Annotated in this window: 21 protein-coding genes and 1 tRNA gene; 20 read left to right on the forward strand and 2 right to left on the reverse strand. The window is 40.6% G+C overall.

Annotated features, from left to right (window positions below):
* Window positions 1–37 precede the first annotated feature (37 nt).
* The 10 genes from HZB59_02140 (at window position 38) to HZB59_02185 (ending at window position 12,757) form a co-directional block, all read left to right on the forward strand.
* Window positions 38–2,245 carry a hypothetical protein gene (locus tag HZB59_02140; GenBank protein MBI5020210.1) on the forward strand — a complete coding sequence of 736 codons (2,208 nt, stop codon included), beginning with the start codon at window positions 38–40 and terminating at the stop codon, window positions 2,243–2,245.
* A gap of 8 nt (window positions 2,246–2,253) precedes the next feature.
* On the forward strand, window positions 2,254–4,947 hold the full coding sequence (locus tag HZB59_02145) for a hypothetical protein (protein ID MBI5020211.1): 2,694 nt from the start codon (window positions 2,254–2,256) through the stop codon (window positions 4,945–4,947).
* A complete protein-coding gene (locus tag HZB59_02150) occupies window positions 4,944–7,847 on the forward strand; it encodes a TonB-dependent receptor (protein ID MBI5020212.1) in 2,904 nt (967 codons plus the stop codon). The genes HZB59_02145 and HZB59_02150 overlap by 4 nt, the downstream gene beginning before the upstream one ends.
* A 15-nt stretch (window positions 7,848–7,862) precedes the next feature.
* Window positions 7,863–8,876, forward strand: a complete 1,014-nt coding sequence (locus HZB59_02155) for a PorV/PorQ family protein (GenBank protein ID MBI5020213.1) — start codon at window positions 7,863–7,865, stop codon at window positions 8,874–8,876.
* Window position 8,877: 1 nt separating this feature from the next.
* A complete protein-coding gene (locus tag HZB59_02160; protein ID MBI5020214.1) occupies window positions 8,878–10,065 on the forward strand; it encodes a hypothetical protein in 1,188 nt (395 codons plus the stop codon).
* 4 nt (window positions 10,066–10,069) lie between these two features.
* Window positions 10,070–11,146, forward strand: coding sequence for a DUF1028 domain-containing protein (locus HZB59_02165; GenBank protein ID MBI5020215.1), 1,077 nt, complete (start codon window positions 10,070–10,072; stop codon window positions 11,144–11,146).
* A 109-nt stretch (window positions 11,147–11,255) separates the two neighbouring features.
* On the forward strand, window positions 11,256–11,486 hold the full coding sequence (locus HZB59_02170) for a hypothetical protein (GenBank protein ID MBI5020216.1): 231 nt from the start codon (window positions 11,256–11,258) through the stop codon (window positions 11,484–11,486).
* Window positions 11,487–11,501: 15 nt separating this feature from the next.
* Entirely contained in the window at window positions 11,502–11,792 is a 291-nt protein-coding gene (locus HZB59_02175) for a GIY-YIG nuclease family protein (GenBank protein MBI5020217.1), read from the forward strand.
* A gap of 115 nt (window positions 11,793–11,907) precedes the next feature.
* A tRNA-Ser gene (locus tag HZB59_02180) sits at window positions 11,908–11,997 on the forward strand.
* A gap of 172 nt (window positions 11,998–12,169) precedes the next feature.
* On the forward strand, window positions 12,170–12,757 hold the full coding sequence (locus HZB59_02185) for a hypothetical protein (GenBank protein MBI5020218.1): 588 nt from the start codon (window positions 12,170–12,172) through the stop codon (window positions 12,755–12,757).
* A 138-nt stretch (window positions 12,758–12,895) separates the two neighbouring features.
* On the opposite strand, the gene HZB59_02190 is transcribed toward HZB59_02185, so the two are convergent.
* On the reverse strand, window positions 12,896–13,264 hold the full coding sequence (locus HZB59_02190; protein MBI5020219.1) for a response regulator: 369 nt from the start codon (window positions 13,262–13,264) through the stop codon (window positions 12,896–12,898).
* 233 nt (window positions 13,265–13,497) lie between these two features.
* Here HZB59_02190 and HZB59_02195 point away from each other — a divergent pair, with 233 nt between their 5' ends.
* The 6 genes from HZB59_02195 to arsB are packed head-to-tail and all read left to right on the forward strand — an operon-like array spanning window position 13,498 to window position 17,364.
* Window positions 13,498–13,914, forward strand: coding sequence for an arsenate reductase ArsC (locus HZB59_02195; GenBank protein MBI5020220.1), 417 nt, complete (start codon window positions 13,498–13,500; stop codon window positions 13,912–13,914).
* A gap of 7 nt (window positions 13,915–13,921) precedes the next feature.
* Window positions 13,922–14,182 (forward strand): TM0996/MTH895 family glutaredoxin-like protein, encoded by a 261-nt coding sequence (locus tag HZB59_02200; protein MBI5020221.1) that lies wholly within the window; start codon window positions 13,922–13,924, stop codon window positions 14,180–14,182.
* Entirely contained in the window at window positions 14,179–15,198 is a 1,020-nt protein-coding gene (locus HZB59_02205) for a permease (protein ID MBI5020222.1), read from the forward strand. Before HZB59_02200 ends, HZB59_02205 begins: the two co-directional genes overlap by 4 nt.
* Before the next feature lie 12 nt (window positions 15,199–15,210).
* Window positions 15,211–15,600 carry a thioredoxin family protein gene (locus HZB59_02210; GenBank protein ID MBI5020223.1) on the forward strand — a complete coding sequence of 130 codons (390 nt, stop codon included), beginning with the start codon at window positions 15,211–15,213 and terminating at the stop codon, window positions 15,598–15,600.
* Between the two features lies 1 nt (window position 15,601).
* Window positions 15,602–16,300 (forward strand): cytochrome C biogenesis protein, encoded by a 699-nt coding sequence (locus HZB59_02215; GenBank protein MBI5020224.1) that lies wholly within the window; start codon window positions 15,602–15,604, stop codon window positions 16,298–16,300.
* Window positions 16,301–16,311: 11 nt separating this feature from the next.
* Complete coding sequence (gene arsB, locus HZB59_02220) at window positions 16,312–17,364, forward strand: ACR3 family arsenite efflux transporter (protein MBI5020225.1); 1,053 nt, start codon at window positions 16,312–16,314, stop codon at window positions 17,362–17,364.
* Between the two features lie 373 nt (window positions 17,365–17,737).
* Here arsB and HZB59_02225 read toward each other — a convergent pair whose 3' ends face one another.
* On the reverse strand, window positions 17,738–18,253 hold the full coding sequence (locus tag HZB59_02225; GenBank protein ID MBI5020226.1) for a hypothetical protein: 516 nt from the start codon (window positions 18,251–18,253) through the stop codon (window positions 17,738–17,740).
* 517 nt (window positions 18,254–18,770) lie between these two features.
* Here HZB59_02225 and HZB59_02230 point away from each other — a divergent pair.
* The 4 genes from HZB59_02230 to HZB59_02245 all read left to right on the forward strand — a co-directional run bounded on the left by HZB59_02230 (window position 18,771) and on the right by HZB59_02245 (window position 23,156).
* Window positions 18,771–20,753, forward strand: coding sequence for a T9SS type A sorting domain-containing protein (locus HZB59_02230; protein ID MBI5020227.1), 1,983 nt, complete (start codon window positions 18,771–18,773; stop codon window positions 20,751–20,753).
* Entirely contained in the window at window positions 20,750–20,899 is a 150-nt protein-coding gene (locus tag HZB59_02235) for a hypothetical protein (protein MBI5020228.1), read from the forward strand. Before HZB59_02230 ends, HZB59_02235 begins: the two co-directional genes overlap by 4 nt.
* Window positions 20,900–21,061: 162 nt before the next feature.
* Window positions 21,062–21,541, forward strand: coding sequence for a hypothetical protein (locus tag HZB59_02240; GenBank protein ID MBI5020229.1), 480 nt, complete (start codon window positions 21,062–21,064; stop codon window positions 21,539–21,541).
* 70 nt (window positions 21,542–21,611) lie between these two features.
* Window positions 21,612–23,156, forward strand: a complete 1,545-nt coding sequence (locus HZB59_02245) for a serine hydrolase (protein MBI5020230.1) — start codon at window positions 21,612–21,614, stop codon at window positions 23,154–23,156.
* The last annotated feature ends 6 nt before the right edge of the window (window positions 23,157–23,162 follow it).

Consider the following 23,162-nt stretch of genomic DNA (forward strand, 5'->3'; position numbering starts at 1 on the left):
AGCTTCATTAAACGACCATCTACCGATTACTCTTATAATGAGATTACTAAAAAATTACCGCAATAGTTTTGTTCCTATCCTCCTGATAATTTCTTTTTTTTCTGCTTATTCCCAAGAGGAAACGATCCTAAATAAACCATCAGTCGACGTTGAAAGAAAGTTTACAAGCGTTGGTAACATTGGATTAACAATAACTAATTTTGGGACGTTAGGAACCAGAAACAGTTTTTGGCCCACACAACCTTCTTGTGAGTATCCGCGTGGGTCACGAATAGAACATATCTATCAAGGTGGGATTTGGATTGGTGCTCAGATGAAAACATTCGATCCGCTCGATTCAAGGAATGGTCAGATTTTAGTATCTACCGCCGCAAGCGACCGGACAACACGGTCATCACTACAACATCTAATTGACGGGTATGAATACAATTCCACGATCACCGATTCGATAACCGAGCTTTCTACTTTAACTGATGATCGCCCAATTTCCGCGCAATTTTCCGCTGGGGCAGTCAGTCATCAGGATTTCGTTTCAGATTACACCGACAAGTTCACGCGTGTTCCGACTACCGGAGATACCATCACCAATCATATCCCGTTGGGGTTGAAGGTGCACCACGAAAGTTATTCATGGAATTTTCCGTTTGCCGACTTTTTTGTAATCCTTCGCTATGTCATTTCTAATGCGAGTGTGGCAGATACATTAGATTCTGTATATGTTGGTATATGGGTGAATGCACCTGTGCGGAATACTAATTTAGTGAGGCCCGGAACGCCAGGGTATTTTCTATATACCGCACACGGATTTGATCCTGCAAACCGTATGGCTTATTCATTCGATTTCAGCGGCACTCCCGGCGGACCACCTGCCGATAGTTATCTAGGGATGAAACTTCTCGGTACAACTCCATTTCCATTCGGAATAGATTCACTAGGACAGTTACAGAATCAAACATTTTACAATGCATGGGAATACCGTTTAGAAAGCACAGATCCAACTTATAACTCTCCTCAATATGATTATTCAGATGTTCCTTCGTTAAGCAGATATACTCGTTTAAAAACGATGATGGATACATCTGCGTTGAGCGGATTAAGAACAAGAATTCCGGCAAAGTATGGATACAATTATCTTATTTCTACCGGTCCTTTCAACCGTCTTAATCCCGGCGATTCTGTTGAGGTTGTGTTCGCCGTTGTTTGTGCGAAAAAATTCGGGACGGCAGCAGCAAGTAACGATTTGCCGATTCAAAGAAAAAATTTGTACACCAACGCAAGTTGGGCACAAAAAGCATATAACGGTGAAGATACCAATGGTAATAATATTTTAGATGAAGATGAAGATATCGCAACACGCGATTCACTTGGTCTTCGTTACGAGCCGGATAATAAAATCACACGTTATTTACTTCCGGCGCCGCCGCGACGACCCAGAGTACACGCAGAGGTTGACGATCAGAACGTAGTTTTATACTGGGATAAATCGTCAGAAAGTTCAATAGACCCGGTAACCGGAGAAAAAGATTTTGAAGGATATAGAATTTACAGATCGAATACAGGATCGGATTTCCTGAATCACGAAGATTTTTTATTAAATTTATCGACAGTGGGTGAATTCGATATTAAAGACAGCATCGGTTATGATACCGGTTTAAATAGGATTGCCCTCGATACTCCAATAACGTTTCCGGGTGATTCGGTAAAATATTATTACAGATTTCCACCTGCGGGTGCTGAAATAAAACATTTAAACGGATGGCAATATCTCTATGGAATTTCGGCGTTCGACCGAGGCGACACAGTTAACAATGTTCCAAGTTTAGAAAGCTCCAAATCGTGGAACAGGATTATTCCGGGCACAAAACCGACTTCAGATAAATCAATAAATATCGGTGTGTATCCAAATCCGTATTATGTTAATGCTTATTGGGATGCAACGCGCGAACGGTTACGTAAAATCTATTTCTACAATCTTCCGGCCCGATGTGAAATTCGTATCTATACACTCGCCGGAGATGTGGTTACTATTCTCGAACATGACGCAAGAACTTATCGGGGTGACGGAATTGAATGGTTCAATCAATTTGGCGATCCGAATAACAAAGCGAACTTTGCGGGTGGCGAACATGCGTGGGATTTAATCACTCGCTATGATCAAGCTGTTGCAACCGGTCTTTATCTCTTTACGGTAGAAGATAAAGAGTCAGGCGATGTTAAACGCGGTAAATTTATGATTATTAAATAAATATGTATATGAAACCGATTCTTGTTACAATTCCTATATTGCTACTGCTCTTAACAGGATGTCCCAAAAATGTACCGGATAACCCGTTGGCAAATAAATCACCAAATACTTTTCTCTGGCTTTTCCCCGATTCAACACTTGCCGATGGTACGAGCAAACAGCATATAAAATGGTGGGGGGATGATCCAGATGGAGTAATCAAAGGTTATTTATTCTCTTTCGATACTGTCAGATATTATGATTCTACAGGGATTATTGATCCGCTTCATGAGATAGGTTGGAGATGGAGAGAAGGACAAGATACGATCATCGCATTCCCATTAGAGCGTAAGCGGCAAACATTTTATGTCGCTGTAAAAGCAGTGGATAATAACTTGGCCACTTCACTCGACGACCAGGCGCTGATAAGATTTGTCAATGGTGACGCATATTGGGATAAAAATGAAAATGGTTCATTTGATGGAAACGATGTTAAGGTAACATTTCCGGCTAATTCGCTTGATCCGACAGCCGCTACACTCGATATGCCCACTCTGAATCAGCCACCAACTGTGGTGTTTTCTCCAAATCCTGCGAATCCGACTGTACCGATGGCACAGCCCGAAACGACTTACACAGCAGTTACATTCGCCTGGGTGGGAACAGATCCTGATGGTGATAAAACTATTGTTGAATATCAGATAGCATTAAATGATTTGAATGACACAACCAGATTAGTTACTCTAAATGCGAACAATATCAGAGTTCCCGGTAATGATTTTAGATTATCAAATGATTACATTTCACTAATAACTCTTTATGTACCGCGCAGTAGGAGCGATGCATCAAGCGGTGAAGTCGATGCTGATATTTACAGCGGTTCATTTTTGAAGAGACAAAAAATCGGTACGATCCGCGGATTAAAACTCGATAGTTTAAATATATTTTATCTTAGGGGAAAAGATATCGCCGGCGATTACAGTCCGTTTATTAGGACTCCCGATCCGGGTAAGAAATGGTTCGTTAAAAAACCGCAAACAAAATTGTTAGGGATCATCGATTATAATAATAGCGATAGTACAATCGCAAGAAATACATACAGAAAAACATTTTCGAATATAGTTCTTCCATCCGGAACGGTCAGCAATTATGACGAATTGAATATTGGAAGAGGAGTAACTCTTCAACAGAAAAAAGATGCTTCGGATGGCAGAGCCAATCCGCAGTACGGTGTTCTCGTACCACCATTCATCGACCCTGCTTTTACATATACATTGTTTCTTTTTGATTATGTTTTCTGGTACACCGATGTTTATCCAAGCTTACCGGTCGCTCAATTTTCTTTATTCCATTATTACAGCACTTTGTTTGATGGACATAAAGGTAGAGTGATATTCTCTACATCATTTGAATACAGACCTGATCCATTAAATGTTATAAACGACTTCGCTCCGTTAGACAGCATCAGCGCTGTCAATCTTGCAAGCTTTCCTCTGCAGTTACCTCGGTTTGGAGATTCTCGCGTTCTAGGAGGGTCGATGCTGATTCCGGATTCATCTGAAAGCGATAACATTTATCCGCCACTAAGATTTAATCTGGATAAATACAGTCATTTAGTTTACATTCGACCTATATACCGTAGAGCAGACGCGAGATATATATATCATCTTCAAGAAGATGAACAACTTCCAAAGCGTTATTCTTATACGAAAGCGCTCAATGAATTAAAATCTGTCGCGATCACGAACGGTGCGATGACCGTTTGCGGAACATCGGGTTTAATTCTCAACTCTACTACTGGTGGAGACACATGGAGTCCACAAAAGAGCGGAACTCAATATACTTTGAATTCCATCCAACTCTTCGATAATCTGAATGGCACTATTGTAGGAGATTCCGGTACAATTCTTCGTACAAATAACGGCGGTATGAATTGGACGAGTCAATCAATTCTTACTTACGAAACTTTGGCGGCTGTTGATTTTATAAATTCATCCGCCGGATTGATCGTTGGTTCCCACGGACTCGTGATACGTACGACCGATGGCGGAGTAAAATGGGATTCATACTCAAGCAGCACAAGAAAAACTTTGCGTGGAGTTGATTATTATGATGCTTCGAACGCTATTGCAGTAGGAGATAGTGTGATAATCAAATCGACAGATGGCGGTCTTACGTGGCACACAACAGGTCCGGCAAACCGTACATTGTATGCTGTTCGGTATTTGAATTCTTCAACGGTTTTTGCGATCGGTGCGAACGGTACATTATTGCGTTCAACCGATGGAGGAGACCAGTGGAATCCGCAACCGGGTCTTTCAGGCCAGTTACGTTCAATCTTTTTCTTGGATCAAAATAACGGGTGGATATCGGGCAGAGATGGAATTCTTTTCGTAACCTCCGACGGTGGACAAACTTGGACTTCTCAATCTGGTTTGGGAATCGGGCTTACTCAACATCTTAATTCGGTTCAATTTTTATCGCCGGAGATCGGTATTTGCACAGGCACCGGTTCGGTGATAATGCGAACCACTAACGGTGGTTTGACTTGGACAACGCAACCAAAAGGTTATATTGATCTTGCTGTGATTGATGGAACAAAAAATTTCGTATTTGTGGCTCTTCCACTTCATCTGCTGAATGGGAATCCCACTGTCAATGAGGACGGAGGTTATTTAAAACCGTTCTTCGAACATATCCTCCTGAAGGAGTTTGCGCAATGACCAATGCTAAAATTAAATATCAGATATTTTTTATTTTGTTGATATCGTTGTCTTCAGTATTGATTTCATTTTCGCAGACGACAGGTAAAGGGACGATTAAAGGAACAGTCAGCGATATGAAGGGAAAAGAAACATTGCCAAGCGCTAACATTACCGTGAAAGGAACATATTACGGAGCGGTGAGCAGTTTCGATGGTACATTCACGATAACCAACATCAATCCGGGAACATATACAGTTGAAGTATCATTGCTTGGCTATAAAACAGTCCAGTTCACAGGTTATAAAGTAACGGCTGGTGAAACTACTACAATGGATGTTAAAATGGAAGAAACTGTTCTAAGCCTGGGACAGGAAGTAGTTATCATCGGCGAGAAGCCTTTATTCAATATCGAAGAAACCCAAAGTACCAGATCAATATCGAGTGAAGATATAAAAGTCGCAGCTGTTCAAACGGTAAAAGATGTTGTCTCGATGCAGGCGGGTGTTGTTCAATCGGATAATGAAATTCATATCAGAGGCGGACGCACATACGAGAATTCATATTTGTTGGATGGTATTTCTGTTCAAGACGCATTAGGTGGAACAGGTTTCGGCTTACAACTCAGCCCCGGGGCAATTCAAGAAGTAGAAGTTATTACAGGGGGTTATAACGCGGAATACGGACAGGCAACTTCAGGCGTTGTCAACATTACAACAAAAGAGGGATCTACGAAATATTCAGGTTCTGCAGGATACCGTCGCGATAATTTGGGATTTAATAAAAATGATTTGTCTAACGGTAACACAGATATTTATGAACTGAGCTTAAGCGGACCCGAGCCGATAACGTCGCAGATACTGCCGATGTTTAATTTGAACATTCCCGGGACGGTAAGTTTCTTCGGGACCTTCTACGCCAATTTTGCTGATGGTTATACACGATGGGTGGAGAAATTGCAGAGTGGAAAGCCGGTTGGTTATGAAAGTAGGGTGCCGAAGCAACTTTATTCATCATTCTTCCCCGGTCAAACATTCCTGTCCCCACGTCGTAGTAACAATTGGTCGTGGTTAACTAAATTGACATGGAAACCTACATCTACTTTGAAACTTTCTTATGGATATTCAAGTTCAATAGCAATCGATCAGAATTCGCAAACAGTTCAGGCGACATTGGAACGTGTCGAACCAAATCCCGGATATCAATTTGATTTTCAGAACATTCCGGATAGTTCCAATACATTTGCCCAACGGAATATTCAGCACTCGTTATCCTTCACGCACACTCTCAGTTCAAAAACATTTTACGAACTGAAATTCAGCCGGTACACCGCTCATGTTCGCGGAGATGCGAACGGAAAATCTTATGAATATTATACGGAACCGAAAGATATTATTACACTTCCGATCGAATATTATAATTTAAACAGAGATACAATCGGTGTAATACCCGGTGATGGTTTTTACGATCTTGGAAATCCTACGCGATGGCGCGATCATTATTTGAGTGAGTATACATTCAAAGGAGATTTAACGAATCATTTCACCGAAAAGCATAAATTTAAAACCGGTTTTGAAGCACGATTTCAATATATGCAAATGATCGATCTTGTCGCCCCTTGGTATAAACCACTCGGTTTGAATTACGATATTTATCAGGTCAAACCTGCGCAAGGAGCTTTGTATGCTCAGGATAATATTGTGTTAAAAGGAATGATACTTAATTTTGGTTTGCGATTCGATTATTGGTTCCCCGGAAAATTTGTCGATTCAACATTAAATCTTCCATCTGATTCGATAAATGTGTCTCCGCAAATTCAGAAAGCATATTTTGATGAAACATATAATCTGTTCGGAAGAAGATGGAAAGCGAGAATAAGTCCGCGCATCGGAATTTCACATCCCGTATCCGATAATCAGACATTATTTTTCTCTTATGGTCATTTTTCAAAGTTACCCAGACCTCAGTTTATCTATTCTAAGTTAGCAAAAACAAGCGCGAAGTCGACATTCCAAACGATAGGAAATCCGAACCTGAATCCTGAAACAACTGTCTCATACGAGCTTGGCTTGCGGAATCAGTTGAGCGACAAGTATGTTCTTACGGTCACCGCATATTATAAAGATATATTTGATTACATCACCGCACGTTCAGTCCGTGTACAAGCATCAAGACTTTCAAGCGGTTCATACACCACATATATTAATCAGGATTACAGCCGCGTACGCGGTGTTGAAGTTGAGTTCAAAGGCAGGTACAGCGAATGGTTGCGCGGTACATTCTCCGGATCGTATTCTATCGCAACCGGGAAAAGTTCCGCCGCCGATGAAGCAGTTTATAATCTCCAATTAGGTCTCGAAGAAAATATTAAAGAAGTTCCTATGATTTTCGATAGACCTCTTCAGCTAAGTTTAAATCTCAATCTTAATTGCAGAAAGAACGAACCATTCTTCGGTTTTGGCAAAGGTATTTTAGACGATTATAATATGTTTGTACGCTTCTTCTATCAATCCGGAAAACGGTATACACCGCAAATATTGGTCGGGTATGATAAGAATAATCTTTCACCATATTTTGCCGATCTACTTGGTAGGCCAATTTACATTCCTGACTATAAACATCCATATGCCAGTACGTCTGAAAATTGGTTCTACATCGACTTGAATTTTGAAAAGTATATTGATATCAACATCGGGAAACTCGCGTTATCGTTCGAGATACAAAATCTATTAAACAGAAAAAATTCTCAGATCATCAATCCAATAACGGGAAGAGCGTACGAATATGGTGACCCAACCGTTCAATCGGCGAACGATCCTATTTATCCTGATTTGACTTATCCTGTCAGTCCATATCCATATAATCCTGCGCGATATCTTACACCGCGTACCTATCGACTTGGTCTTGAGTTCCGGTTTTAATTTATGAAAAATATAATGTTAAATAGATTATTTGTTATCTCTTTTGTGATTGGATTTGCAATTCAATTTTCTCATGGTCAATTAATTCCCAATTTAGGCGGACAACGCGCCGGCATTTCGGCATTTCAGTTTTTGAAGATTGGAGTCGGCGCTCGCGCAGTTGGAGTCGGAGAAAGCTTCATCGCGATGGCGAACGACGTTACCGCACTTTATTGGAATCCGGCAGGATTGACACAATTCAATGAAAATCAAATTACCTTCTCACACACCGAATATTTGGTAGACTTGAAGCACGAGTTTTTCGGTGGTGTATATCATCTCACAACATCCGACGCGATTGGTGTTTCATTGACATCTCTTTATACCGATCCGATGGAAATTACGACCGAAACTTTACCTAAAGGAACCGGGCGCTATTTTAAATTCGGTGATTTAGCTTTCGGTCTGAGTTATGCGAGGAGAATGACAGACCAATTCAGCTTCGGGATTACAATCAAATATATTGAAGAGACACTAGATATATTGAAGATGCGCGGAACTATGGTAGACCTTGGCACTTACTACTGGACCGGCTTGGGTTCTTCACGTTTTGCCATTGTGATAACAAATTTTGGCGGAGATGTTGCTCCATCCGGTAGTGTAACAACGTTCGATGGCAGTAAGGTGAATTCATTCCAATCGTTCTCACCGCCGACCCAATTTAAAATCGGGTTCGCCATGGAACCGTACGAAACAGAAACGCATAAAATTACCACTTCCATCGAATTAAATCATCCGAACGACAATGCGGAAAACGTTCATCTCGGAGCGGAATATAAATGGGAGGATTGGTTATTCGTTCGCGCAGGATTCAAAAGAACCATCGGCGAAACTTTGTTAGGCAGAGATAACGCCGCTTCAAATGATATAAGTTTCGGTGTCGGGGTTCTCGTTCCTGTTCTTACATCGAAGGTCGGATTTGATTATTCATTTTCGAATTACAATCTTCTCGGCACCGTTCATAGAATTTCAGTAAACCTGGCATATTAAAATGACTAAGTATTTATTCATACTCATACTTTCAATAACCATCTTTATGATTTGCCTTGGTGGTTGTGAACAAAAAATAACTCCCCCAACTGCCAAATCTTCCGGCACTAATCGTCTGGGAGACACAAGTTACGTGGAAATCTCTCCACCTTGGAGCGTCCCCGGAAGTCCAAGAGCGTTACTCATCGGGAATGATCAGCTAATGTATGTCGCTGATTATGAGAATAATCAGATTCATATGATGGATGCAGGCGGAACGATCTTGATGAGTCGTAGTATATTACATCCGTTGGCGCTTGCGCAAAATTCAAAACTTGATCTTTATGTCTGTGCGGAAGTTGTGAATCCTAAAACGCTCGACACGATGGGAGCGATTTACAGAATAAATCTTGTCAGATGGGACACAGTCTACATCGCGGGAATTAAGATAGATACGCTCTTACACGATACATCATACGTTTATCGAGATACATCATATTTTTATAATCATAATATTGCCGATGCTCATATGCGGCTCATCTATTCGGAGCCGGCTAGGCCACAAAGACGGTTTGTCGGAATCGGAATCTTACCCAAAAACGGTTTCCTTGTCGCCCGAACCGGACCGGATAATAGCAGCTTCGTTGATCCTGACACACGCGTGTTGCGATTCAAACCAAACGAAGAATTCGAAACACCCATTGGAGATCTTGTCACACGTGCCAGCGGCGGAACTGCAATTACCGATATAAGAGCTTTAACCGGATTGATGGTATTTCCTTCGAGCAGTGATTTTATCCTGACGCAAAACAGTATGCAAGACGCATTTGGTGCTATCTGGATGGTCTATTATGAAACAAATGATTTTATCGGATGGAGACCCAAATACGATCCTTCAATTTCATCTCAAAGCGGTACAGACATTGTAAGACCGAGACGATTCCTGAATGCCACAGCGGCGGCGTATGATAAACGACGAAGGGAAATATTCGTTGTTGATTCGGAATTAGACAGCGTGGTTAAATTTAGTCTGCTCGGACAATTTAAATCGGAATCTTTCGGCAAAGCAATTACCGCCCAGAATGGACTCCCGGCAATTTCTCATCCGTCCGGTATCGCATACTCCAACGATTGTACTCTTTACATTGCTGATACAGGTAATAAACTAATTCGGAGATTTCGTCTTTCAACACAACTTCAGTGTAATTGACCATATGAAAAAATTATTACTTCTCCTCCTGATTGTCGGGATGTGCGGTGTTTTATATCCTCAATCTTCTAATATAATAGGAACATATTCAATAGTCGGGTGGGATTCAGCCACCGGCGATTTAGGAATTGCAGTTCAATCAAAATTCCTTGGTGTTGGCGCTGTTGTTCCTTACGCAAAAGCGGGTGTTGGCGCAATTGCTACTCAGGCATTTGCCAATACATCATTTGGTCCGAAAGGATTATCACTTCTGGAAACAGGTTTAAGCGCGCAAGAGGTTGTGTCATTGTTGTTAGCCGGCGATTCGGCAATCTCAGAACGTCAAATAGGAATTGTTGACGCACGTGGTAATGCTTTTTCCCACACCGGATCAAAATGTGTAAACTATGCAGGTCAAATTACCGGTAAAGGATATACCGTACAAGGAAATATTCTTACCGGACGAGAAGTTGTGGAAGGAATGGCGCATGCATTTGAAAATACGGGTGGTGACCTTGCCGATCGACTCTTAAGTGCCCTTGAAGCAGGCGAGAGGGCAGGTGGTGATAAGCGTGGCAGACAATCTGCGGTGTTATTAGTTGTGAGAGACAAAGGCGGTTACGCCGGAATGAACGATAGGTTCATCGATATACGCGTAGATGATGATACACTGCCTTTGGTTCAATTACGTCGCATATATAATCTGTGGCAATCGACATATTTATTTGAAGCGAGGTTCAGAACAATTGCCGAGTTCGAGAAACAAAAAAAATATATAGCGGCAGATGTTGAGCGGAAAAGAGTAACAGAGCAATTTAACGCTCAGTTGCGCAGCCGACCTGATGATCCGAAAATGCTCAACCAGATTGCATTGTTTTTAACGACGAATAATATCGATAAAATTCAAGCATTAGAAATTGCAAAGAGAGCTGCACGCTTAGCTCCCGCAGATTTGAACGTGCTAAATACATTAGCCGAATGCCATTACCAGCTTCAGCATTATGATGAAGCGATTGCAATTCAATCAGAGCTTGTTGCAAAAGATCCATCGAATGATTTATTCTGGAAACAGTTGCAAAAAATTAAAGAAGCGAAACACTAGGATAAAAATCGTTCAGGAACAGATAGCCGATAAAATTTTGCAACTCAAACGATAAATTAGCACATTAATACAATAAAAAATTAAGTTACATCCACGGAGAGGTGGGTGAGTGGTCGGTTCAAATCGAAGATTTGAACAAGATCTCGTCCCGCAAAAGCGGGACGGACTTAAACCAACGGTTTGTTCGATTCCGCAATGCGGAATCGGAATCTCGTTCCGCTTCGAAGCGGAACGGACTAGACCGCTCAAGAAGAATAAGCAGTTGGCGAATAGTTATCGGGAAGATTGTATCGAGAGGGTTCATGAAAAGCAGAATATTCTTTCCATAAAAAGAATTTAATTATAAACAGGGTAAATGAAATATTTTGTTTATATAATATATTCGCAGAAGTTTAAAAGAACCTATGTAGGCCAAACCCGTAATCTTGAAAATCGTTTAAGCTTTCACAATTATGGTAAAGTGAGGTCGACAAAATATTATCGCCCGTGGCTTCTCTTGTACTATGAAGAATTTGCTACTCGTTCTGAAGCGATGAATCGTGAAAGGTGGTATAAAACTCCAACTGGTAGAAAAATGATTGGGGAGTTGATAATGAAGATGAAACCTAACTCCCTGGCCATCATGGCGAATAATAGAAGAGAGTGATAGAAAAATTAGTTAACCACCCCTTGATTAGCAAAGACAATTCCGTAAAATGGAATCTTGCAACTCAAACGATAAATTAGTACATTATTACAACAAAAAATTAAGTTACATCCACGGAGAGGTGGGTGAGTGGCTTAAACCAACGGTTTGCTAAACCGTCGTACGGGGTCAACCTGTACCGAGAGTTCAAATCTCTCCCTCTCCGCACTAAATTTAACTCCGATCAATACACTGATCGGAGTTTTTCATTTGGAGGCATCTATTCCTTTAAGTGTAATTTTGACATTAATTTGACTATTAATTAACTTACGGTTGCTAAAACTATTATTTGTATGTCATTGGTTTATCTGCCTTAATCATCAAAATACGGAGTATTTATGAGATTAAAATTAGTTTTTATTTTTGCGGTCAGTTTAATGTTATGCCAAAATGCATTCGCTCAAGTTCGTACGGAGGAAAAAAAGAAAACAGTAACGGAGCAGAAAGGTGATACTACCATTACGCGCTCAACTATTATCTCCGAAAGCGAAGATATCACTCCGCGCCACCATATGATCGTAATTAATCCTCTTAAGTTTTTACTCTTTTACAATATTTCTTATTATCAATCTGTATCTGATAATATCGGTATCGGTGCGGGTGTACAAGCCCCGACTATAGGTGGTATAAATGGATTTGGATTGAATGCTGAAATCCGCTTTTATCCCTCTCAAAAATCATTACGTGGTTTCTATTTGACTCCGAACATTTCCTACAACAGATTATACCACGATAATCAAGACAACGCACTATCTGTCACATCTATCGGAGGATTAGTCGGCTGGCAGTGGTTCCCGGGTGATGATTTTGCAATGGGTCTCGGTATAGGAATCGACCATTACATCGCATCGAAAAAAGATTCGGATATCGGGGATTACGATGGTAATGCGCCGGCTCTTCGTTTTGATATTGGATATGGTTGGTAACTAGATATAAACCGTGCACGGAATTATATCAAAAAAGAATATGTTATAATTAGTGTACGTTAAAGATAACGTATCTGGCGGACATAACCTTCATCATGGATCTATCCGTGTTGAAGGTTTTTTATTTGTAGCAGATAATTACTCTTTCAAAACATTTTCAATATTGTAGAGTAGATATCCCATTTCATACGGCTTCCCGATAACTTCATCGGCTCCGAGATCTTTGCATTTTTGGATATTCGTCAAATCGGCGTAGGCAGTTAGAACTATAACTTTCGTTTTAGGGAAAGTTCGTTTGGAAAACTTTAGAAAATCAAAACCATCGATGTACGGCATCTTTAAATCCAGTATGATGAGCTTAAATGCTATACCGTACGCAAGTGGTATCGCCTCATAACCGGATGATGCTTCTCTGATATCATATCCTTGTTCAGTAAGCTCCGATGCTAATATCTCCCTGAGCTGCCGATCGTCATCCACCACGAGTATCTTGTTAATTTCTTCCATTCAATTCAATCCATTCTTTTTAATACGATTGATAATATTCAGAATCAACGACTTAAACAAACAGATTCTGATTTAGATCACTTTCAATCATCCTATGAATTTATCTTAAGTAAATTCAATCTAAATCATAATCAAAATCGTTTAGAATAATGATAAAATACACATTCTGATCTTTTGATTTCCGCTGTAATAATTATTATCTTAACGATCAAATAAATCTACTCATGAAATTGATGAAAATATTAATACTTTGCACAGGCAATTCCTGCCGGAGCCAAATAGCGGAGGGATTTTTAAAATCGTTCGATTCGAGCGTCGAGGTGTTTTCTGCGGGAACGAATCCGGCAACCAACGTTCATCCGATAGCAATTAGAGTAATGGAAGAAATCGGTATCGATTTGAGTAAGAACTTTCCGAAGAATGTCGGCATGTATCTCGGCGAATCATTCGATTATGTTATTACAGTATGTGATAACGCCAAGGAAAGCTGTCCGGTTATTACGGGAGAGGTGAAACACCGGCTTCATATCGGATTCGAAGACCCTGCCGAAGCAAGAGGGACTCAGAAAGAAATTGTTTCCGCATTCAGAAAAGTTAGGGATGAAATAAAGATGAAATTATTTGAATTTTATAGATCAATTAGTAAATGAGGCATAAATGAATACGATAAAAGTTTATGGCAGCGGCTGTTCCAATTGTGTCAAACTTGAAGCGATGTGCAAAGAAGTTGTTCGCGAGTTGAGTATAGACGCGACAGTTGAAAAGGTCTCCGATATGAAGGAGATCATGAAAGCCGGAATCTTATCTACACCCGGTTTGGAAATCAACGGTAAAATTGTTTCAAGCGGAAAGTTACCTGTAAAATCGACACTCGTTCATTGGATTATGAACGCTCTTGCCGAAGCAGAAAATAAATGAAAGCGAACTCTAAGTTTATTTATATCGCGGGAGGATTTCTGATTTGGATTCTTGTATATTTTCAAATCGGGAGAGTCGCGGATTATTTGACGTATTCCATCCTTGAGTTGGAGAGAGGAACGCGCCTTACTGAAGCAATTCGATTTTTTATCTACGAAGTCCCAAAAGTACTTCTTCTCCTTATATTGATTGTGTTCGTAGTAGGAATAATCAGAAGTTACTTTTCGCCTGAACGTACACGGAGGATACTCGGTGGTAAGAAATTGTTTGTCGGAAATGTTTTAGCAAGCATGCTCGGTATTGTAACTCCGTTTTGCTCATGCTCGGCGATCCCTTTGTTTCTCGGTTTTGTTGAAAGCGGAGTTCCCCTCGGTGTAACGTTCTCTTTTTTAATAGCCGCACCAATGATAAACGAAGTTGCTCTCGTTTTACTTTTTGGTTTGTTCGGATGGAAAACAGCGCTACTTTATATGTCAACCGGATTATTAATAGCAATTGTTTCCGGTTTCATCATTGGCAAGTTGAAACTAGAAAAATATGTTGAACCATGGGTGTATGAAATAAAATCGGGCCAGACGCAAATTGCTGAACAAACGATCACTTTCTCAGACAGGGTGGATGCCGGTATCATGGCGGTAAAAGATATTGTTTCGAAAGTATGGATTTACATTGTAATCGGAATCGGCGTTGGAGCCGGTATACACGGATATGTGCCTGAAAACTTCATGGCTTCATTGATGGGTAAATCGGTGTGGTGGTCTGTGCCTATTGCCGTTATCATCGGTGTGCCGATGTATTCCAATGCCACCGGAATAATTCCGATTGTTCAGGCACTTCTGGAAAAAGGCGCATCGCTTGGAACCGTGCTCGCTTTCATGATGAGTGTTATAGGATTATCGCTCCCTGAAACGATTATACTTAAAAAAGTTCTTAAACTGCAACTGATCTTTATTTTTGTCGGTATTGTTGCCGTTGGGATTATTATCGTCGGTTATATTTTCAATCTTGTTTACTAAGAAAGAGATTGTATGAATAAGAATTATTTAAATTTCCTTTTTGCATTAATTATAATGTGGTTTACTACCGGATTTCAGATTCAGAAGGATAATCCCATCAAACCGAAAGTAACTTTTATTGAACTCGGCTCTGTCAATTGTATACCATGTAAAAAGATGCAGCCCATTATGAAATCAATTGAAGAAAAATACGGTTCACAGGTTAAAGTGATCTTTCATGATGTTTGGAAGGATGATCAAAAACATTACGCGAAAGAATTTGGAATTAAATTGATTCCAACGCAAATATTTCTCGATCAAAACGGAAAGGAAATATTCAGACATGAAGGATTCTATCCGGAAAAGGAAATCGATACTCTGCTCCAATCTAAAGGATTAGCGCTTGTAAAAAAGAAAAAATGATATGATCGAAGAATTATTTACAACTCTTTACGATGCAATGACCGGCGCGGTTTGGCTTGCTGTTGCCGCTTCTTTCAGCTGGGGCGTATTGAGTATTCTTCTCTCTCCATGCCATTTATCGAGTATTCCACTTGTTGTCGGATTTATTAGCTCGCAAGAAAAAATGTCCGTTGCAAGAACATTCAATATATCTCTTATCTTTTCAACAGGGATCTTAATTACAATTACTTTAATCGGTATTATAACCGCTTCCATGGGAAGATTAATGGGCGATATCGGAGGAATCGGTAATTATCTTGTGGCAGCGATTTTCTTTTTGGTAGGTTTATATCTTTTAGATATCATAAAACTAAATTGGAGTCACGGAGTAAAGAAAACTAAATCAAAAGGAATCCTCGCTGCATTAATTCTTGGATTGTTGTTTGGTTTGGCTGTTGGACCGTGCACTTTCGCCTATATGGCTCCTGTACTCGGAGTAGTGTTCCAAACCGCACAAGTGAGTTATATACTTGCCGTAATCCTTCTTTTGGCATTCGGAGTTGGACATTGTTCCGTTATCGTTGGAGCCGGAACATTAACGGGAAAGGTTCAGAAATATTTGAACTGGAGCGAAGAATCGAAAGCAATTATTCGGCTGAAAAGAGTTTGCGGAGTTTTGGTAATACTGGGTGGAATCTATTTAATCTATAATAATTTTTAAGAGAATTCATCATGAGCACTTTAACAAAACGTCTTTCGTTCCTCGATAGGTATCTGACGTTGTGGATATTCCTTGCAATGTTCGTCGGTGTATTTTCCGGATACCTTTTTCCGGGCATCGTCGATTTTTGGAATTCATTTCAAAGCGGGACTACAAATATTCCTATCGCCATCGGATTGATATTGATGATGTATCCGCCTCTGGCAAAAGTTAAATACGAGGAATTAGGTGACGTTTTTAAAAATGTGAAGGTCTTGTCTCTTTCCCTCGTACAGAATTGGATAATTGGACCTGTGTTGATGTTCCTGCTTGCAATAATATTCTTGCAGGATTATCCTGAATATATGGCGGGATTAATCCTGATAGGTCTAGCACGTTGTATAGCAATGGTTATAGTATGGAACGAGCTTGCGAAAGGAGATACCGAATACGCAGCGGGACTTGTCGCTTTTAATTCCATCTTCCAGGTATTGTTCTTTTCACTGTATGCGTATATGTTTTTGACTGTGTTTCCTTCGTTGCTTGGTTTGAAGACATTCAGCGTCGATATCACCATCAGTCAAATTGCGGAATCTGTTTTTATTTATCTAGGTATTCCTTTCATAGCCGGAATAATTACACGTTTCATCTTTCTCAAATTGAAAAGCAAGCAATGGTACGAACAGAAATTCATTCCTAAGATATCGCCGATAACTTTATTCGCGCTGCTGTTTACAATATTCGTGATGTTCTCATTAAAGGGGGAGTATATTGTAAGAATACCGCTTGATGTAGTGAGGATTGCAATTCCATTACTGATATATTTCATAATAATGTTTTTAGTGTCATTTTATTTGGGGAAAAAGCTCGGTGCCGATTATTCCAAAACTGCGACACTCTCATTCACGGCTGCGAGCAATAATTTTGAACTTGCCATAGCTGTGGCTGTTGCGGTATTCGGGATAAATTCGGGTGAGGCATTCGCCGCAGTCATCGGTCCATTGGTGGAGGTGCCGGTATTGATAAGTTTAGTCAATCTCGCTTTATATTTCAGAAAGAAATATTTTCAGGTAGAAGCCGCGTAGATGTGATTATTATTCTTTTTCGTCTCCTCTTCGAAGGATCCCTTCGGGACTTACAAAGGAGGGGAGTTTGAATTAAAAGATTTATACCTTACTTTCTCTTTGAAGAGAAAGTAACTCCGCCGGAGGCGGATAAAAAAGAGAACATTCCGCAATCATAAACAGCGGCTGAGGATAGCAGTTAGCATTCAAGGCGATTCCATCTCTTGTTCTGGGCGATATTAAAATGGAATCGCAAAGCGAAATTTGATAATGGCTGATTGACAACCGTATGATTGCGGAGGCAGTTATAAAAAAGAAAATGCACCACACCTTGCATCCTCTTCATGCGAAAGAGGGGATTGAGGGGAGGTTGATTTACTGTTGCATGGATATATTATTTTGTTTTTACGCACACCTTTGTGGGGCTAACCAATAAATAAGATTTAGGTGGTAATCGCAACCTTTGCCAGAGGTATTCCTTTGGGACAGGTTGCGTTACTTTTTGTTGAGAGGGAGTTCTTTGTTGGGAGGGAGTTCTACTCCCGACCTGTAGACCATTAGTTTTGGTCGGGAGCAAAGCTACCTCCCAGCATGTAGAACTTAACAACATTGTAATAATTCCTTTCGGCATTGCGACAGAAGCTAAAAGGATTGCGATGATCCCTTTAGATATTACGACAGAAGCTAAAAGGATTGCGACGATCCCTTTAGATATTACGGCAGAAGCTAAAAGGATTGCGATGATCCCTTTCGACATTATGACAAAAGCTAAAAGGATTGCGACGATCCCTTTAGATATTACGACAGAAGCTATAAGGATCACGACGATTCCTTTCTGTATTGCGGCAAAGCATAACTGAACCGCGATGAAACATAGATGAATTGCGACAAAACATACATGTTTTGCCATGATGCATACATGAATTGCGACAGAACATATATGCATTGCCTCGATGCATACATGAACTACGATAAAGCATAAATGTTTTCCCTCAATGCATACATGAACTACGATAAAGCATACATGTTTTGCCTCGATGCATATATGAATTGCGGCGATTCAAGTAAGGTTTATGCCCAAAACGAACTGTTTTTAAGCAAGGCGATATTGACCCCTCTAAATTATGCAATAATTGGGGGTATGGAAAAATGCTTGATTTAGGGGGTAATGAAACGCGATGGGTGAAAAAACAGAATTTAAGCTCCTCAAAGAAATATTAAGAAGTTGAATAGAAAGGCGAAAGATAGCTTGACAATAAACCGCAGGTTTTGTAATTTGCATACTACGATTTTGATGGGTAGAAAGACGGGAACTTACGCATAAGGATTTTATTATGGAGATATAACGGCATGCGTGAGTATGATGATGATCTTACATGTTATGTGCAATTGCCCCTGCTTTAATTTGCCAGAAAGGAGTTTACATTATGCGTAATTTTTCTACTATGTTTTTTATTTGCCTGCTCACTTTGCTATTTGCAGGCACACTTTCCGCCCAATGGGTGCAAACATCTCTTGATAGTGTCGGCGTTAATTGTTTCGCTGTCTTGGGTACAAATCTCTTTGTCGGTGCCGATAGCGGCGGAGTGTTTCGCTCCACCGACGATGGTGACAATTGGCAAGATGTGAATTCAGGTCTCATAGATTTTGACGTTCGTTCTTTTGCAACAATGGGTACCAAACTCTTTGCCGGTACGTATGGCAGGGGCGTATTCCTCTCGACTGATGATGGTACTAGCTGGAATGCAGTCAACACCGGGCTGACTAACAAGTATGTGAGGTCGTTTATTGTTTTCGGAACCGATCTTTTTGCGGGAACCGGAAGCAATACGAGCGGATATGTTTTTCTTTCTACTGACGAAGGCGCAAATTGGACTGAGGTCAGTTCGGGTCTGCCAAATACACCCATCTATTCTCTTGCTGTTCAGGGATCGAATTTGTTTGCGGGGACTGGTGGCTATGCTCATGGTTATGGTGTGTATATTTCCACAGATCACGGAGGAAGTTGGAGTGCTGCAAACTCAGGGTTACCAAGCGACACTAGAGTATATGCTCTTGCCGCCAAAGAATCAACCCTCTTTGCTGGAACCGATGATGGCATATATCTTTCCACCGACAACGGCGGGAGCTGGACGGCACTCAATGCAGGTCTACCTATACTTGTGCGTGGACGTGCTCTTGCCATCGATAGTACAAATCTTTTTGCAGGCATTGCTAAACCTTCTGGGGATAAGGGTGTCTACTTTTCCACTAACACTGGTACAACATGGACCGAAGTAAACTTGGGTCTCACCGATCTTGGAATTCGATCCCTTATCGTTCATGGTTCAAATCTTTATGCCGGTACAACAACTGGTGGAGTATACAGAAGACCCTTAAGCGAGTTTTTCATCCATACAATTACTGCAAGTGCAGGACCGTACGGCACAATCAAAGCCTCGGGATTAGTAACGGTAGAAAACGGAGGCAGTATGAACTTTACAATCACGCCTAATGATGGTTACTATGTTGATAGTCTGATAGTCAATGATTTAAAAACTGATTCGACAACAAGCTACACATTCTTAAACGTTACAGGCAACCATACGATTCGTGCTACGTTTGCCATGTGCCTGTCAACCCAGGACATTAATGTCAATAGTAAATGGAACATTGTCTCGGTACCTTCTAATGTAACTGATTATAGCGTGGGGAACCTCTTTCCCAGTGCACTCACTCTTGCATATGCTTACATGGATGGATATTACGAGGAATCAAGACTTATTAATGGAGCCGGTTACTGGTTGAAGTTTAACGGATCACAAAGTATACAGATAACAGGGTGCGATCTATCTTCAGTTTCGATTGACGTGATACCCGGCTGGAATCTCATCGGATCTATTGGTGTGCCCGTTGCGACTAACTCCATCACTTCATATCCTCAGAGCTTGATTACTTCCGGGTTCTTTGGGTATAGGGAAGGATATTTTATTACAGATACAATACAACCGGGGAGTGGATATTGGGTGAAGGTAAATGAAGATGGAACATTATTCTTGAATGCATCTTTGAGTTCGACAAATGCCGTAAATATAATCAGGATTGTACCATCAGGAGATCAACCCCCCGAAGCGCCAAATGAGAACGAAACAGTGAATATTATACCGCCGACATACGGTCTGTCACAAAATTATCCGAATCCATTCAATCCAACCACGACATTCGCATTTACCCTTCCATCTACCTCTTTTGTTTCATTAAAGGTGTTCGACGTGTTAGGAAGAGAAGTGGATACGATTCTTTCAAAAGAGTTGGCTGCCGGAGCTTATTCACAGCAATGGAATACCCAGGATATATCGAGCGGAATATATTTTTATCGGCTACAAGCAGGTAATTATGTTGAAACGAAGAAACTCGTTTTGGTGCGGTGAAGGGTCAACTGCACATAACGCTGCGCGGGAAAAACGAACGTGCGAGCGAACGGCTCTCCTTCTTTTGGAGAGACGATTCGAGCGAGCATGGAGTTTTTCCCGATGTTCCGCGCCGTTCGCGAAGCGAAGAAGCGGAACGAGGGTGAAACCCGCGCAGCTTTCCGCAGCCGTCTATGAGCGAGCGACGTTTTTCTGTCCCGCGAATTATTCGATCTATAAGAGTTCCTCTGTCTTCACTCGCGGGGCAGTCGCGAGCGAATGGCTGCGGAACAGCAATAAAAATGTATCACATATAAGGAAAATACTCAATGAAACGATTATCACAGTTACGTTTAGTATTCATCATCTACTTCCTTGTCAAGATAACAATTGATATTGCTGCCGGTGGACGCATCAGCAGCGGACTGACGAGCTACTTAACACCGGATACCTTTTATACTCTTGCTATAGTTGGCAACGTTATTCTCTTCCTCATCAGCTTGCTGTTATTCTACTTTCTTTTAGACAAAAAATGTTGGGCAAGAATTGTACTCATAATTATTGGGTGGTTAGCCGTGGTCGACTTCTTTTCAAGTATGATGTCTTCAACAGCAGGAATAGAATTATTAAACCGCATTGATCCATCTACGAATTGGGAAGCAATCGTACAAATAGATCGAGTTACCGATTTCGTCGGTTTTCTATTCTGGGGCTACACAATATTCATCCTACAATTTAATACTGATGTGAAGAAATTATTTTCGCCTGAATGCAAAGAATCGAAACCAAAAGAAGATAAAATAGAGTAATCAGATGATGAAGAAACATTGTAGAGAAGAGAATATTTTAATATTTGAATAATATTCGTTAGAATATATAATGAAAATTACCTCTCTCACACTTTGTTTCGTAATAGCCGTTTTGTTCATCAGAAATGGCTATGACGATGCAGTAGCTCAGGAGTATCCAAAAGACCAGATCCAAGCAAGTCAAAATAGCGATACTCACAACCGACACGTTACCGCGCTAAATTCTCCTGCTTATCTTAATCTTTCTTCTGATCTTGATTCGTTCATCGTTGCAACAATGAATACATATCATATTCCCGGAGTATCGGCATCTATAATCAGAGACGGTAAAATTATTTGGACAGGCGCATACGGTTATGCGAACATTGAAAATAATATAAAAGTTACCGATTCAACATTATTTCTTGTTGCATCTCTTTCAAAACCTGTTACGGCTACCGCCCTTATGCAACTCTGGGAATCGGGTCGGTTTAAATTAGATGAGGATGTCAATCGCTATCTTCCTTTTCAAGTACGGAATCCTTTATACCCGAATGATTCAATAACATTTCGAATGATCTTAACGCATACTTCGAGCATTTTAGATAATTGGACGATCCTTTACTCGATTACTACCTGGGGGAGCGACTCTCCCATACCGCTTAATTATTTTCTTAACAATTATCTTTCACCGGGTGGTGCATATTGGAATGCATCTAATTATAATACTCTGGCACCACTGCAATCATATAATTACTCGAATGTCGGTGCTACACTGATTGGTGGTTTAGTTGAGACTATTGCCAACACTCCCTTTGAAAAATACTGCCACGATTCTATATTCGTTCCGTTAGGTATGAATAACACATCGTTTTTTTTGAATAACTTAGATACAAACAATATAGCGTTACCATATTACTACAGCGGAGGAACATACCAATCGTACGGACATTATGGAAATCCAATTTATCCCGCTGCTCATTTAAGAACGAGCGCACCACAATTAGCCCGTTTCTTAATCGCTTTTATGCAGAATGGACAAATAGATGGAATTAGAATTTTAGACAGCAGCACTGTTGATTCGATGACAACCGTTCAATACCCTGCTCTTCAAAATGAGCAAGGATTGATATGGTTCATCTACTCATCAACAACACCCGGGTTTGGAACGTATAAATTCTGTGGTCATAACGGGTCATATCCCGGCATTAGAACCGGAATGGACTATACGCTTGAAAAAGACAAACACATTGGTGTTGTGGTCTTAACGAACGGAGAATCGGATGCCGGAAGGAACATCATTTGGGATGCCCTCTATCGTTTCGGCGACACTGTACAAACCAGTATAGTTGACGATTTAAACAAACTTCCGGAACAATTTTATTTATCGGACAATTATCCGAATCCGTTCAATCCAAGCACCACCATTGAATACCAATTGCCGCACAGGTCATTTGTAATGCTCAAAGTATATGATGTACTTGGCAGGGAGGTGATGATGTTGAGAAACGAAAATGAAGAACCAGGGTACAAATCGGTAAAGTGGGATGCGAATGGATTACCGAGTGGTGTTTATTATTATCGTTTGCAGGCGGAAGATTATATTGAAACTAAGAAATTATTGTTACTAAAATAAGTCCAA

It is taken from the genome of Ignavibacteriales bacterium (genome assembly GCA_016214905.1).
Lineage (GTDB): Bacteria > Bacteroidota > Ignavibacteria > UBA10030 > SZUA-254 > PNNN01.

What these genes read in the sequence shown, in the direction of transcription:
- HZB59_02140 (MBI5020210.1), top strand. Translation starts at nt 38, where the DNA reads ATGAGATTACTAAAAAATTACCGCAATAGTTTTGTTCCTATCCTCCTG.
- HZB59_02145 (MBI5020211.1), top strand. Translation starts at nt 2,254, where the DNA reads ATGAAACCGATTCTTGTTACAATTCCTATATTGCTACTGCTCTTAACA.
- HZB59_02150 (MBI5020212.1), top strand. Translation starts at nt 4,944, where the DNA reads ATGACCAATGCTAAAATTAAATATCAGATATTTTTTATTTTGTTGATA.
- HZB59_02155 (MBI5020213.1), top strand. Translation starts at nt 7,863, where the DNA reads ATGTTAAATAGATTATTTGTTATCTCTTTTGTGATTGGATTTGCAATT.
- HZB59_02160 (MBI5020214.1), top strand. Translation starts at nt 8,878, where the DNA reads ATGACTAAGTATTTATTCATACTCATACTTTCAATAACCATCTTTATG.
- HZB59_02165 (MBI5020215.1), top strand. Translation starts at nt 10,070, where the DNA reads ATGAAAAAATTATTACTTCTCCTCCTGATTGTCGGGATGTGCGGTGTT.
- HZB59_02175 (MBI5020217.1), top strand. Translation starts at nt 11,502, where the DNA reads ATGAAATATTTTGTTTATATAATATATTCGCAGAAGTTTAAAAGAACC.
- HZB59_02185 (MBI5020218.1), top strand. Translation starts at nt 12,170, where the DNA reads ATGAGATTAAAATTAGTTTTTATTTTTGCGGTCAGTTTAATGTTATGC.
- HZB59_02190 (MBI5020219.1), bottom strand. Translation starts at nt 13,264, where the DNA reads ATGGAAGAAATTAACAAGATACTCGTGGTGGATGACGATCGGCAGCTC.
- HZB59_02195 (MBI5020220.1), top strand. Translation starts at nt 13,498, where the DNA reads ATGAAAATATTAATACTTTGCACAGGCAATTCCTGCCGGAGCCAAATA.
- HZB59_02200 (MBI5020221.1), top strand. Translation starts at nt 13,922, where the DNA reads ATGAATACGATAAAAGTTTATGGCAGCGGCTGTTCCAATTGTGTCAAA.
- HZB59_02205 (MBI5020222.1), top strand. Translation starts at nt 14,179, where the DNA reads ATGAAAGCGAACTCTAAGTTTATTTATATCGCGGGAGGATTTCTGATT.
- HZB59_02210 (MBI5020223.1), top strand. Translation starts at nt 15,211, where the DNA reads ATGAATAAGAATTATTTAAATTTCCTTTTTGCATTAATTATAATGTGG.
- HZB59_02215 (MBI5020224.1), top strand. Translation starts at nt 15,602, where the DNA reads ATGATCGAAGAATTATTTACAACTCTTTACGATGCAATGACCGGCGCG.
- arsB (MBI5020225.1), top strand. Translation starts at nt 16,312, where the DNA reads ATGAGCACTTTAACAAAACGTCTTTCGTTCCTCGATAGGTATCTGACG.
- HZB59_02225 (MBI5020226.1), bottom strand. Translation starts at nt 18,253, where the DNA reads ATGGCAAAACATGTATGTTTTGTCGCAATTCATCTATGTTTCATCGCG.
- HZB59_02230 (MBI5020227.1), top strand. Translation starts at nt 18,771, where the DNA reads ATGCGTAATTTTTCTACTATGTTTTTTATTTGCCTGCTCACTTTGCTA.
- HZB59_02240 (MBI5020229.1), top strand. Translation starts at nt 21,062, where the DNA reads ATGAAACGATTATCACAGTTACGTTTAGTATTCATCATCTACTTCCTT.
- HZB59_02245 (MBI5020230.1), top strand. Translation starts at nt 21,612, where the DNA reads ATGAAAATTACCTCTCTCACACTTTGTTTCGTAATAGCCGTTTTGTTC.